The sequence below is a fragment of the Roseicyclus sediminis genome (assembly GCF_025515305.1).
Classification (GTDB): domain Bacteria; phylum Pseudomonadota; class Alphaproteobacteria; order Rhodobacterales; family Rhodobacteraceae; genus Roseibacterium; species Roseibacterium sediminis.
Window position 1 is genome coordinate 50,216 of sequence record NZ_JAOPHT010000004.1, and the last position, 13,988, is coordinate 64,203.

A 13,988-nucleotide genomic window follows, 5' to 3' on the forward strand; every position below is an offset into this window, starting at 1 on the left:
GATGTAGCACGGGCGCGGAGGGCGGGCGAGGGGCGTGGACCCGCGCGTCCCAGGGCATGGAAAGGCCCGCGTTTCCGGCCTGTTTTCCGCGTGGAAGACTCGCCCGTCAGAGGCGCGCGTTCACCGCTTCGCAGACGTGGCGCGCCACGGTGTCGGGGTCCTCCGACGCGTCGATCACGACGCATCGCTCCGGCGCCCCGCGCGCCAGCGCCAGGAACCCCGCGCGCAGTTTTTCCTGGAAGGGCAGGCCGAATTCCTCGAACCGGTCCTCGCCCGAGGCCCGCGCAAGCCCGCGCTCCAGCGCCACTTCGGGGTCCATGTCGAGGATCAGGGTCAGGTCCGGCTCCACCCCGATGGCGGCGGCGTGGATCTCGTCGACCAGCCCGCGCAGGTCGCCCCGCGTCGCGCCCTGGTAGACGCGCGTGGAGTCCGCGAACCGGTCGGTCACCACGTCGCGCCCGGCCGCCAGCGCCGGCCGGATCGTGCGCTCGAGGTGATCGCGCCGCGCGGCGGTGAAAAGCAGGATCTCCGTTTCCGGCGACCAGCGCGCGGGATCGCCCTCGACCAGCAGGCGGCGGATCTCCTCGGCGCCGGGCGCGCCGCCGGGTTCGCGCGTCAGGACCGGGTCGCGGCCGCGCGCACGCATGTGCTCGGCCAGCCGGCGCGCCTGCGTGGACTTGCCCGACCCGTCGATCCCTTCGAGACTGATGAAGAGCGCGCGGCCCGCCGTCATCCGTCCGCCGCCACGGGTTCCGCGGCGGCGTCGTCCTCGCCCAGCACCTCGCCGAGGATCATGCCGGTCGCCGTCCGGAGCCGAACCATCAGCCCGCCGCGTGCCATGTCCTCGGTGGCGACGAGCGGTACGCTCTGGGTGACGTCGCGGACGCCCTGGCGGATCACGAGCTCGCCCACCACGTCGCCCGCGGCGATGGGGGCGGGCAGGGGACTCTGGTAGGTGATCTCGGCCGTGATCTCGGGATCGAGCAGCGCGGGAACCAGCATCTCGACACTCTCGGCCGCGGCGAGGCCGACGGTCTCCCCCGTTCCCATGAAGACGGGTGCGCGGGCGATCTCGACACCCCCGCGCACGACCTCCTCCATCACGAACTGGCGGAAGGCCCAGGTGACGATGCGCTCGGATTCGCGTGCGCGCGCCTCGGCGCTGTCGAGGCCGGAGATCACGAAGGTCACGCGCCGGTCACCCTGCACCGCCGAGCCGACGAGGCCGTATCCCGCCTCCTGCGTGTGGCCTGTCTTCAGGCCGTCCGCGCCGATGCCGAGCCCGAGGATCGGGTTGCGGTTGAAGCGGTTGGCGGGCGCGCGGTTCTCGTAATCGAACTCGGTCTGGGCGAAATAGGTATAGTATTCCGGGTGTTCGGTGATGATGCGCTCGGCCAGGATGCCGAGGTCGTGCATCGACATCACGTGCCCCTCGGCCGGCCAGCCGCTGGCATTGCGCAGCGTCGTCTGCGCCATCCCGAGTTGGCGGGCGCGTTCCGTGGCGATGCGGGCGAACCCTTCCTCGGTTCCGTCCGGGCTGAGCGCTTCGGCGAGCACGACGGAGGCGTCGTTGCCGGAGACGACGATGACGCCGCGGATCAGATCCTCGACCGTCGGGCGGTCGGCCGTCGTCAGGAACATCGTGGAGCCGCCGAAGCTCATTGCGTGCGCGCTGACGGGCAGGCGCGTGTCGAGCGTAAGCCGCCCGTCGTCGAGCGCCTCGAACGCCATCAGAAGCGTCATGAGCTTCGACATCGAGGCCGGCGGCAGCGGCACGTCGGCATTGTGCGACAGGAGGATCTGTCCGGTGTTGTGGTCGATCACCCAGGCCGATCCGGCCGCGGTCTCGAAGGCGCGCGCACCCGGCGCGGCAAGGGCAAGGACCGCAACGGCGAAGGCTGCGGCGGTGCGCCGCAAAATGTCGAATGTCCCGGTTTTCATAAGGAGAAGCCCGTGCTCCTAGCGGGTCACGAAATAGGCATCCTCGAAGCCGAGCCCGCGTACCGTCTCGAGGACGGCCGCCCGGTCCTCGGCGGTAGGGGCAGGGCCCACGACCACACGCCAGAACTGGCGGCCATTGCTGGTCTGGTCGTAGATCGTGGGCACAAGTCCCGCGTTGCGCAAGGCCTGCCCGGTGTTGTTGGCGTTTTCCTGCACGGAGAAGATGCCGATCTGGACGAAAGGCTGGTCCATGGGGGTCCCGGCGGGCGCCGCCGCGCGCCGGGGCGCCGGGGCCGAGACGGGAATAGGCGCAGGCGCGGCAACCGCCACCGCTTCGCTTTCGGCAATGGCGGCGCTTGCCACGGCGGCGATCGGGTCAAGACGCTCCGACACGATCTCGCCTGGCCGGATGCCGGCGGCGATCTCTTCGGCGCTCATGTCCATCGTGGCGACGGGTTCAGCGGCAGGCGCCGTGGCCCGGCGCGGCGCGCCGAAGAGCCGCCCGAAGAAGGACCGTCGCTCCGGCGCAGGGGCGGCGGCGGGCTCTGCAGTTGGCAACTCGGCGCCGTCCACCGCGGGCAGTGCCGCAGTCTCGACCTCGGGAAGATCTTCCGTGTCGGCCGGGGCCGGCGCCGCCGCAAGCTCCTCGCTCAGGGGCATATCCTCTTCCGCGGACACTTCCTCGCGCCGCAGCGCCGTGATCTGGACCACGGCCGGGGCGCCGGCGAGGATGTCCAGGGCTGCCGCGGCCTCCGAGGAAACCTGGATCGGCGGCCCGGGATTCTCGCGTTCGCGCCGGAAGAGCGCGCCGATCACGAAACGGCCGGTCTCGGTGTTGCGGATGATGACGCGCTCGGGGTCGGTCGCATCGGAATGCGCCACCCAGACACCGCCGAGCGAGGGCCGCCCGTCCCAGAGCCCTTCGGCGGTGACGTCGAAGACCTCGGGCGCCTCGACATCGCGTTCCACGAGGCGCGTGGCCCCGATGGGGGCCGGCCCGTCGGCGGCAGCGTTTCGCGAACCGAAGGCGAATTCGCCGGTGTCGGTGCAGGCCGTGACGGTCAGAAGAGCGCCCAGGGCAAGGGCGACGGAACCGTTGCGGCGGCGGACCTCTGTCCGCGAAGGGGAGGTTTGGGTCATCTGCTGCTCTTTCCGCGCTCAATAATCGCCCGGGTTGTCCCGGTGCATGTCGTCTTTTGGTCGTCGTCGTGGTTCGCCGAACCACACCATTTTTCCATACACTACCCGGTTCCGAACCGTCTGAAAACCCGCCGCGCGAAGCGGACCCGTGACGGGATGCCAAAGCGACACGTCTTTCAGAATCGCACGGCCCGGCCTATCCCGGTCCGCGGCCCGGAGGAGTGGCAGAGTGGTCGAATGCACCGGTCTTGAAAACCGGCGTGCGTGAAAGCGTACCGTGGGTTCGAATCCCACCTCCTCCGCCACTGCATATATATATTATATATTTATTTGAGGCATTTAGAGGTGACCTAGGGGAGAGTCTGGCTCTGTCAGAGGAACTTGGCTTGAGGCGAGGCAGGGGGCTCGGTAGCGTCGGCGCATGACCCGACCCAGCCCCTTCAAGTGGTTCAAGACGAGCCCCGAGATCATCCGCCTGGCAGTGATGATGTATGTCCGCTTCCCGCTCTCGCTTCGGAATGTCGAGGACCTGCTGCACGAGCGCGGCGTCGAGATCAGCCACGAGACGGTGCGGTTCTGGTGGTATCGCTTTGGGCCGACCTTCGCTTCCGAGATCCGGAAGCGCCGGATCGAGGGTATGCGATCAAGTCGTTGGCGGTGGCATCTCGACGAGATGTTCGTGAAGATCAACGGCGAGCGGCACTACCTCTTGCGTGCCGTTGATCACGAGGGCGAGGTGCTGGAGAGCTTCGTCACGAAGACGCGGGACAAGAAGGCGGCTCTGAAATTCCTGAAGAAAGCCATGAAGAAGCATGGTCGGGCAGGGGTGTTCGTGACGGACAAGCTGCGCTCCTACGGCGCGGCTCTGAAGGATCTCTGTGTCGAGCATCGGCAGGAGACCGGTCGCTGGCTGAACAACCGCGCGGAGAATTCCCACCTGCCGTTCCGACGACGGGAGCGGGCGATGCTCCGCTTCCGGCGCATGCGAAGTCTGCAGAAGTTCGCCTCCGTCCATGCCTGCGTCAGCAACCACTTCAATCTGGATCGCAGCCTCTCAAGTCGACCCCTCTTCAAGGCCAACCGCGCCGCCCCTCTCGCTGAGTGGCGCGGTCTCTGCACGGCATAAGGTACAGCGTCACTGTCCTAGCTGAGACTGGCTCGAATTAGTATGCCAGCACCGCCAAGTGACTTTGTTTTTAAAGGAAATAATACAATCCTTTTTGAATTACCCAACATAAGGCCCAACATCCCAAAAAATGCTTGTTGGGGCGCTTCCTTGAGGCCATGCGGTATCTACTTCCTGCCTGCTATTAGGTTCGACAGGCGCGCTCCCATGTCCTGCATCAGGATCAAGGCACATTCTACCGTCTCGCCTGTCGCCGTCAGCTGAAGCTGGCCAGCTGGCACCGCTTGATCCCAGGAAAAGTTCTGTGTCAGGAAATCCAGCAGATCGCGTTTGCAATCGGTGTCGGGGTTTTGAAGGTGGTCTCCTTTAGTTTCTAGAACCACGATTCGCCCGCTGCCAGCTTGGCTAGTCGCAGCAAAGATGAAGTCGGGGTATATGCGCCCTCGCTTCCAACCCTGCAGCCCGTAGTTCGCCTCCCCCCCCCATCCTTTTTCCAGTTAACACCGTTCTCAACCGCCAATGCGTATCCGCGCCCAACCCAGTAGAGCAAGTCCAAGTCAGGCGCCAAAAGCGGGGCGCCCGCCAGTTCCGCTGGAAAGTGCTTCTTCACGTCCCACAGGCGACAGCGCAAACTAATGAATCAAGGCTGCATGGTTGACGTAGAGCGAGCCTTGCGCCGAGGATAAAGTTGACTGGGGTCGAAGGAGAGGCGCCATGCCGATGAGCTGGCTCACGACTGCTTTGATGGTGGAGCCGAACACGGCGGCGGCCGCCATCGCGTGCTCGATCGTTGCTGATGCTTCGGTCAAGGTGGTCCAGGTTTGCGGCCGCAGCGCGCGGGACGAGTTCGTGCGCAGGCGGATCGAGCAGGCCCTTCTCAATGGCAAACTCCCTTTCAACCACACTGTCGAGCGCGCAGTACATCGGGCGGCGGTGCTGGCGGCCTTGAACGTCCTAACACCCGATCGTTGTGAAAAAGCAGTCGCCGCAGCCGACAAGGGACCGCAGGGCGCACGAAACAAGCTTGCTAAAGCTGTCGCCAGCTTCGAGTTTGAAGCCAAGTCGCTCCGGTTCGACAGAGCCAACAAAAAAGACGGGCGCATGACCCTTGAGGACCCGGCGTTGAAGGACGTAGACGTCCATCAAGCGGTCCAAAAAGCCATCGCGCGTTTGGCGGGCAACGGCGGCACTGGAGGTGACCCGCTTGAGATTGCGGTCCTGGACCGAATTTGCGACCCGCGTGAGTGGGATGTAGAGCCTGCGCGTGTACAAGTTCACGAGCATCTGACTCCATTCTTCAAGAGCACGGAGAACAAATCGAGCGATTGGGCGAAGGCATTCGCGCTTCATTTCGCGCAGGAGCTGAAGGAAGACTCGGCCCTAAGCACATTCCTCCTACACCTGCGCCTCGCTTGGATCGATTCCAAACTGGACGTCATTGCCGACGAGACGGCGGAGCGTGATCGGCAGGCCCAAGAGACGCTGGCGGAAGTGGCAGGCCACGTCGGACCAATAGCTCAAGCCGTACAGCAACTGCGAAGTGGCATCGACTTGCTCGTGGCCGAACAAACTCGTCGCGACGAAGTGCGGCGTCAGTTTATCGAGCAAGGTATGTTCATCGGTGAGAACGCGCCAAAACGCGATGGTGCCTTTGACCGATTTCATTTCCGCGCCGAAGGCTTCACGTTTCAAGGCCGCACCGAAGAGATCGAAGCCATAGAGCGTGACTTCCTCGCTCCGGTCGATGCCTGCGATGAGGCGGGACGGTTCCGCTGGATGGCGCTGTGCGGTTCGGGTGGCACGGGCAAGAGTCGGCTGGCGCAATGCCTCGTCGACCGCCAGCGCGCATACGGAACGTTCTCTTTTGCGGGTTTCGCAACCCCGGAATTGTTGAACCGTAAAGATTTTATCGCGCAGCATGGTCACTGTCTCCCTGCGGCGACGCTGATTGTCGTCGATTACGCCTTCGCAGCCGCAGCGGACCTACCAGCCTTCATGCGAAGGGTGGCAAGGGACACCAGGTTGTTGCGCCAGCCCCTGCGCGTCCTTGTCGTGGTGCGCCGTTCTGACGATCGTGTTCTGTTGGACATAGTGGAGCCACCACGTGGCGGAGATGACCTCGATCTCAAACAATTGGAGGTGACCCCTACGGTCAGCGGGGCCAAGACGTCCGGCCTAGTACGCTCGCGCCTGACGCTCGAGCCTTTGGGTCAAGACGAAACTGTCGCAATAATGCGCGAGAGGATGCTCTCAGCCGCTGCCGGTGCAGCGGTTCGTGCGGAGTTCGACGATCCGAAATACCTGCTCGCAACCCTTCGCCGCTTCGACGAGCGCATGCGCCCGCTTTTTGCAGGCGTTGTCGCAGATGCCCTTCAGCGCGGGCAGTTGCCGGAGACCGACAAGGATGGGAGCCAAGAAGAAGCACGCAAGACGCTTTTCACAGCTTACATGAAAGAGGAGTCGCTCAGGGTTTGGCATAAGCGTGCCCAGCATTTAGCAAGGATCGAGGCCGACGCATGCGTGGTGCGCCACGTCAACCTTGTACGCGTGGTAACCTGTGCGGGCGGCGCGAGGCGCGACGACCTTCAGAAAAGCCTAAACGGCAAGCTTGATAGTGACACGGAAGAGGCGCTTCCCGGCTTGGGTCGCAAAGACGGTGGAACCAACATACACCGGCGGTTGCTGCGCGCGATCGTTCCAGTTGCTGACGACGACGAAATCGGTCCGGTTCAGCCGGACCTGCTCGCGGAATGCCTGCTGCTCGCGGACGGAAAGTCACACGGCTCCTTCACGCAGCCAGGCGAGCAGGGTGACCATACCAATCTCTGGCTGTCGCCGCAAAAGGCGATCGAACTAGCATGGCACGTCGATCCTTTGCACTCAGCGGCTTTTGTTCGCTTGGCAGCTCAGGATTTCCCGATGACAGTGCAAAATACCCGGTGCCTACCCGCAACCTACAATGACAAGGAGGCTGCACGCGCTGGTGCACGTGCCCTCCGCAATATCTGTGCCGACATTGCTGCCGATGTCCTGCCGCGACTGCCGAGCGTGGCCCAGATGATGCGCCTGTTCGACATCGTGCAGGCCTTCGACGGCAGCTTGGTAGAATGGGCTTGGCGCGACGAACGGGTGCACGAATACTACGGCGACACGCTATTCCAAGTGTCCCAGATTGCCGGGTTCGTGCTCAACAGCAACACGCCTCTGGCCGACGCGATCACCGTCGTTGGGGAGATCGAGACCGCGAAGGACAAGGAGGCCCGCCGAACCGGTTTAAGCCGCGCGTTCGATCGCGAGCGGGATACGCAGACGATTTCGTCATTGGGAAATGGTTCAAACGCCACCTATGGAAACCCAAAACGGTCGATCATCGACGAGACTGCGACGCCTGCTTCGGAGGATCTTATCGAGGTCGTTCTCGATCGCTTCCCCAAATTGGCCGAGCGTGCCGAGTTGTTCGTCTGGAATGACCGCCCTCCAACTGAAACGGGCAACGATGTCGAGGATCGACCCTACTCCGAACGGGAACGCTTTGTCACAGCCCTATCACGGTACTATACTGGAGTGTTTTGGGAACGCCGCGATGACCTGCGAGAGGGCGGGCGTGTTGGTCGTCCCCTATCCGAGGTGGAACTTGCTGCCCGAATGGATGCTCGCAAGAAAGTGCTGGCGCGCCTAAATGCCCATCCACACTTCAACGAAGTTGCGACGATTGCAGTCCTGCTCCACGCGCTGATCTATGCTGAATTGGGTTCTAATGTTTCAGCGTATCGTGACGCCCTGGTTCGCGTCGTTAACTCAATCGATAGCACGCAGGTGTCTGTGCGTGGTGCCACAGCCGTTTTGAAGTTCGCAAGGAATCAGTTGATTTCTGTTGCGAAGGTGGTGAGCCAGCGCGCGTCTGAGACACTTTCAAAAACCGAGCGTTCGAGCATGCTTGCCGACCTCGAAGCCGCTGATAGGCTGCTCGTCTTCGGTGCGGAACATGTAGTGGGGGCTGCCGATATATCGCGCGACGAGATAAAAAATTGGGCGTCGGCGCTCATAGACCTTCATGCTATTCGCACGAGTGACGAGTTACGCGCACTCCGGCCGTGCGCGAACCCGCCTGGAGAAATTCTCCAGATAGTCAAGCGTTTCGGCAACCAGATGGATCTAACCCCAACAGTGTTGAATGGACTGCTTCACGCGATTTCCTTGGCTGAGCACCCAATAGCGCCGGTACACGATCTCGTCGAGCGCCAGTTCATCGACTGGATGGACAACGGCGCGATTGACGTTGAGAGCTTCCGCCCGCCCAGCGTGGACATTGATGGTGCTCTCGTCTGGCTTGTTGTTGGAACCAGTAAAAGACCCGCGGTCTTGACCGGCGAGACGGCTCAGCGCCTCGTGGAGTGGCTCGGTGCGGAGGCACGCGGCGCAACGCTGCGCGCCATCGCGAATGCAGTAGATTGGGTTGGTAGTGATCTACAGTCTCGCTCGCCAGTAATCCTGCGCGCCGCGCTGCGGAAGATCCGTGATGATGTCGGGCTTAGTGGCGAGGGTAGGCTGGGAGCGGCATTCCTCTCGCTTTGGGCGAGGCAGCTCTTCGACGGCGAAACGGAAGCCGTCCTCGACGACATCGAGGCCTTTTGGTCCGAAGGTTCTGACGCTGAAGGCATGCGTTCTCGCGCCCTCGCCATGCGCGGCTATGCCCTTGTCGGCGCGATGGCCAATGTTCTCCCGCCCGACCTTGAACGGCTGCGGATTCGCCTGACATCGTCCGATCTCGGTATGGGGACGGTCGGCAGTGCAATGTCCGAGGAGCGCAACCTGGAACGGATGCTCGACGAGGCGAGAGTGGAGGCGCTTGCTTCATTCGCGGAACTGGTGATCCGACTTGGTGGTGATCCGATGGGATGGAGCGTGACGGGTCAGTACGCCCAGCAGTACGGAGGATCTATGGCATGAACCGCGACGATGCTGAACGGTTGGACCGCAGGTTGACTATGGCTCTTCTGACACGGATGCGGACTGCCGAGGAGCCGGACGCCCTACGCGACGACCTGCGGCGGATGCAGATCCTAATCGAGCGTGCGCGGGGCCGACCAAGTGACGCGGATGAAGTGTTGGCCGAGGGACATCGTCGTCTGGCCAAGCACTTGCCCGAAGGTGACCCAGAGCGCGAGGCCTTGGAAAAGGAGGCGGAAAGACTGGAGAGGGCACAGGAAGAACGGCGCAAGGGGCATAACAATCAGACCTATCAGCTGCCTCGCCCCTATGACGAGAGCCGCTTAACGCTGGAGCACCTCAACGAGATCCGCATCGACCCCGAACGCGACTGGCCGCTGCCGCCGCCATTTCCCGGCGATTGGCGAGATCTTGACCAAGAAGCGCTGGTTCGGATGATTGTGAGGGCTGAGGCTGCGTACGGCTCGATCATTAATATCAAGATATTCCTGAATCTCACGGCTGGTCGTTGCACCGCCGTGCCGTGTTATCCGGGCTTCGAGTTGGTGGAATTACTTTGGGTGCGCCCTGATGGCGAGGCGGAGGGTTTACTATTCCTCTTGGGCGAGGAGATCGCTCTTTGGTTGACCGGCACCTCGCCCGGGATACACGCGTTGAACAAGGGTACAACGGGAAGCGATGACGAGAGTGTCTCGCAAGCCTCGTGCCTCGACATTTCCGATGCCACTAAGGCGGAAAACTATATGCGCTTCTTCTGCGCAATGGTCGCGGGAGAAGGGGGGCCGTTCCATGTTTTGGGCTCGGCGACCGAGCTAGAACGCTTCTGGTTGGAGGACGCAGTCCCTCAGAGTGTGTCGGACATCATCGCACCACTCGAGATTGAGAAGGTCGAACTGGCGCCTACCTCCAGCAGTGAGGAAGCAGTCGGCGCCGTGATCTGGCGTGTCGAGACCTGCGTGCTCTACGCCCGCGTCTTGTTCCGGTCCAGCTTTTGCATCCAGCGCGGTGGCATGATTGAAATGACCGACGACGATCCTCTGGCGGCTGAGGAGATGCCGGTCCTCGCTGAACGCTACGAAGATGGGGGGCGCGTCGCAGTGCGGCCCGAGAAGCGTTCCAGAGGTGATGACAGAACCAGCGCGGTCATCGATCATGAGCCCGCCGTTCCTGCAAACCACGCTCTCGCAGCCAAGCTGATGCGAGACGCCGCAATTTTCTTCAGTCACATCGCGCGAGAGAACTCAGAGCTTGCGCCACAAATGAGCGAGAACGAGAACGTGTTCCTTCAGGTTGCAGATCTCGTCGAGTCCGATCCTCTGGGGAAGATCGGTGAAGAGCCTTATCCTACCCATGCGGACCTGGCGGCCTCGTTGTTGCTGGATGCAGCCGAGTTCTTCACGTCTATCGCGGGTCAGAATCCTGAAATGTCCAGCCAGATGACGGAAAACGCGAATGTGTTTAGGGAGGTGGCGGCACTGGTTCGAGATGATCCGACAGGAACTCCCTAACCAACATCGGCATTCACCCGCAAGATCGTTAGGACGTTAAGGGCCGGGCGCGCCGCCAGCAGAGAGCAGAATGTTCCGCTTGCCGCCTGAATGGGTCAGGCGCTCCGTCTAAAAAGCGCAGATCCTGCAGAATGCCATCCTACATCTTACCCCAAATAGGGAAAGTAAGCGGATGAATCGGATCGCACAAGCTGGCAAAGGCTAGATATGGGATAAAGCCGGATTTCTTAGGAGATTTCGAACCGATATGCATATGGTGGCAAACGGAAATACCCGGATCATGGCGGGCACCTCCTCCGCCACTTGCCCCCGCGAAAGTGTTCTCCCGATCCGGCCGCGGTCGGATTTTCCCGTTTTATTCGAGGGTTATGCGGGACGGGCTGAAAACTGGCCCCAGCGACCAGAGGCCCGGAAACGGTCTCACAGGGCCGATGCTCTCCGGACCTCATGACCGCGCGGCTTTGGTGAATGGCTCGATAAGATATTGGTAGACATAGTTTTTCCTCTGCGACGACCTGAACACTTCGATTGGGCTCCCACTTGGCGAATGGAACCGTGATCGAACGCGCGGTTGCTGCGGTGGGTAAACGGCTCTCTCGGACGGATTTCGGGCTGACAGTACTGATACATACTTCCAACTGTATGTATTCTCTCAGTTTGCGTTGATGTGTTCTCTAGGGGCGCAGGCTCATTTCGGCATCCGCATGACATGAAGACGTTCCATTCGAAGAAGCACGCACTTCGACGACCACCGTTGGAGTATTTTCGGGGGCAGTTGGTGCCTGCCTTCGAACACCCCGGCCGCATTGACATGATCCTCGACCGGATGGGTCAGCTATACCCGGGAACGGTCAGCGAGCCCGACGATTTCGGCATGGCGCCTGTCGAGGCGGTTCATGACCCGGCCTATCTCGACTTTCTTCGTACCTGCTGGGATGACTGGCAGGCGTCCGGCCGCACGGGCGACGCGGTGCCCGTTTGCTGGCCAGCCCGACGGAGCAGTGACAAGGCACCAACGGATATCGGTGGCAAGATGGGGTACTACGGCATTGCCATCGATACCAGCATCGATCAGGGGACCTGGGAAGCCGCGCTCTCCAGCAAGGACGCGGCGCTTTCGGCACTGCGTGCCGTTCTCGGGGGTGAAAGGGCCGCGTTTGGCTTATGTCGTCCTCCGGGTCATCACGCGGCCAGAGATCAGTTCGGCGGATACTGCTTCTTGAACAATGCTGCCATCGCCGCACAGTATGCACGCGACCAAGGGGTCGGGAAGGTGGCGATATTCGATGTCGACTTTCACCATGGGAACGGCACCCAAGACATCTTTTATGCCCGTGACGACGTACTGTTTCTGTCTATCCATGGCGATCCCAAGCTGGTGTTCCCTTATTTTATCGGGCACGAGGACGAGATCGGGGAAGGGGCAGGTGTCGGCTTCAACCGCAATTACGTGTTCCCACGGGACACAGCCTATGGTCCCTGGCGGGACGCGCTTGTCGCAGGGCTTTCCCGCGTTCGCGACTTTGGTGCGGATCTGCTGATCGTATCGCTTGGCGTCGATACCTTCGAACAAGATCCGATCAGCTTCTTCCGACTTCATTCGGAGGATTTCACCGATATGGGCCGGGTCATCGCATGGGCCGGATTGCCCACTGTTTTCGTACTAGAGGGCGGCTACGCGGTCGCGGACATCGGCGTCAACGTAGTTAACGTCCTGACCGGGTTTGAGTCTGCGGCCGAAATGACGGCGCACGGACTTGACGTCCGCGATCGCGCCTGAACCGCCTCAAGCGGGGCGATCATGTGCCAACGATAGGGGCCACCGATATGCGGGACACGCTATTCATCGACGGAAAATGGGTGGCTTCGACAGGCGCAGATTCGTTCGACGTGACCGACCCCTGGAACCGCGAGGTCTTCCACAGGGTCGCTCGCGGATCTCCCGATGATGTCGATGCGGCCGTAAGAGCGGCACGCAGGGCGTTCGATACCGGCCCCTGGCGCCGGATGAGCGGGCTGGAGAGGGCGGGTATTCTGCGCAAGATGGCTGACCTGATCGCTGCGGATACCGACCGCTTGGCTCGGCTCGAGGTGCGCGACAATGGAAAACCCCTGCCCGAAGCCATCTGGGATATCGAGGACACTGCGGGGTGTTTCCATTTCTACGCTGATCTCGCGGAGCGATTGGACGTTGACGGCGAGCAGGAGATCGCGCTCACGCACGACTCGTTTTCATGCAAGGCGGTGCGCGAGCCGGTCGGCGTGGCGGGTGCCATCATCCCTTGGAACTTCCCCATGCTTATGGCCGCCTGGAAGGTTGCGCCTGCACTTGCAGCTGGTTGCACGATGGTGCTGAAACCCTCGGAACTGACTCCGCTGACGGCGCTCGAACTGGGTGCGGTGGCCGAGGCGGCGGGCCTGCCACGCGGTGTCCTCAACATCGTCTCGGGGTTTGGTCCGGAGGCGGGCCAGGCCCTCGTCGAGCATCCCCTGGTCGACAAGCTGGCTTTCACTGGTTCCATGCCGACTGGCGCGAAGCTCATGGCCGCGGCAGCGCGGGACATCAAGGCCGTCAGCCTGGAGCTTGGCGGCAAATCCCCCATGATCGTCTTCGCCGATACTCCGATCGAGGAAGTGGTCGAATGGATCATGTTCGGCATCTTCTGGAACCAGGGCGAAGTTTGCTCGGCGACATCCCGGGTACTCATCGAAAAGCCGATCTATGACGCCGTCGTCGGCCGACTCGCCGAGGAAGCCCAGAAAATTCCCGTCGGGCATGGTCTTGCCGACGGGGTATTGCTCGGACCGCTCGTCAGCTCCGCGCAGCAAGAGAAGGTTCTTGCCGCCATCGCGCGGGGTCGCGACGAGGGCGCGCGCGTCGTCACAGGCGGCGGCGTTCCCGCGGGACTAGAGAAAGGTTGCTTCGTCGAGCCGACGATCCTCGCGGATGCGCCGCTGGACAGCTGGGTCTGGACGGAGGAAATCTTTGGCCCGGTGGTCTGCGTTCGACCGTTCGAGACCGAGGCTGAGGCGGTTGCACTCGCCAACGACTCCCCGTTCGGTTTGGCCGCCGCGGTCATGTCTGCGGATACGGTGCGCGCCGAGCGCGTCGCCCGCGCCCTGAGGGCCGGTATCTTGTGGGTCAATTGCTCGCAACCCACGTTCACCGAAGCGCCGTGGGGCGGGTACAAGCGTTCGGGCATCGGCCGTGAACTGGGCGAATGGGGTCTGAACAACTACCTCGAAGTCAAGCAGATCACGGCCTATGACCGGTCGAAGCCATGGGGGTGGTATCTTAAGGACGACGCCTGAACCCTGCACGC

At 62.3% G+C, this 13,988-nt stretch carries 8 protein-coding genes and 1 tRNA gene; 6 read left to right on the forward strand and 3 right to left on the reverse strand.

All coding sequences use genetic code 11. From position 1 onward, the window contains the following. Window positions 1-106: 106 nt before the first annotated feature. Genes tmk through N8I71_RS07320 form a run of 3 tightly spaced genes read right to left on the reverse strand, consistent with a single transcriptional unit; the run spans window position 107 to window position 3,081 of the window. Entirely contained in the window at window positions 107-733 is a 627-nt protein-coding gene (gene tmk, locus N8I71_RS07310) for a dTMP kinase (RefSeq protein ID WP_262877300.1), read from the reverse strand. Continuing rightward, window positions 730-1,941 (reverse strand): D-alanyl-D-alanine carboxypeptidase family protein, encoded by a 1,212-nt coding sequence (locus N8I71_RS07315; RefSeq protein ID WP_262877301.1) that lies wholly within the window; start codon window positions 1,939-1,941, stop codon window positions 730-732. The genes tmk and N8I71_RS07315 overlap by 4 nt, the downstream gene beginning before the upstream one ends. Window positions 1,942-1,959: 18 nt before the next feature. Next, the gene (locus N8I71_RS07320) at window positions 1,960-3,081 is read right to left on the reverse strand and encodes an SPOR domain-containing protein (protein WP_262877302.1); all 1,122 of its coding nucleotides are present in this window, start codon (window positions 3,079-3,081) and stop codon (window positions 1,960-1,962) included. Between the two features lie 215 nt (window positions 3,082-3,296). Between N8I71_RS07320 and N8I71_RS07325 the strand changes: the two genes are divergently transcribed. The 6 genes from N8I71_RS07325 to N8I71_RS07350 all read left to right on the forward strand — a co-directional run bounded on the left by N8I71_RS07325 (window position 3,297) and on the right by N8I71_RS07350 (window position 13,977). Beyond that, a tRNA-Ser gene (locus tag N8I71_RS07325) sits at window positions 3,297-3,386 on the forward strand. Window positions 3,387-3,502: 116 nt separating this feature from the next. Then, window positions 3,503-4,207 (forward strand): IS6 family transposase, encoded by a 705-nt coding sequence (locus N8I71_RS07330; RefSeq protein ID WP_262877303.1) that lies wholly within the window; start codon window positions 3,503-3,505, stop codon window positions 4,205-4,207. A gap of 714 nt (window positions 4,208-4,921) precedes the next feature. Next, complete coding sequence (locus N8I71_RS07335; protein ID WP_262877304.1) at window positions 4,922-9,157, forward strand: P-loop NTPase family protein; 4,236 nt, start codon at window positions 4,922-4,924, stop codon at window positions 9,155-9,157. After that, the gene (locus tag N8I71_RS07340; protein WP_262877305.1) at window positions 9,154-10,665 is read left to right on the forward strand and encodes a hypothetical protein; all 1,512 of its coding nucleotides are present in this window, start codon (window positions 9,154-9,156) and stop codon (window positions 10,663-10,665) included. Before N8I71_RS07335 ends, N8I71_RS07340 begins: the two co-directional genes overlap by 4 nt. Window positions 10,666-11,374: 709 nt before the next feature. Then, the gene (locus N8I71_RS07345) at window positions 11,375-12,445 is read left to right on the forward strand and encodes a histone deacetylase family protein (protein ID WP_262877306.1); all 1,071 of its coding nucleotides are present in this window, start codon (window positions 11,375-11,377) and stop codon (window positions 12,443-12,445) included. A gap of 47 nt (window positions 12,446-12,492) precedes the next feature. After that, window positions 12,493-13,977 (forward strand): aldehyde dehydrogenase family protein, encoded by a 1,485-nt coding sequence (locus N8I71_RS07350; RefSeq protein ID WP_262877307.1) that lies wholly within the window; start codon window positions 12,493-12,495, stop codon window positions 13,975-13,977. Window positions 13,978-13,988 lie beyond the last annotated feature (11 nt).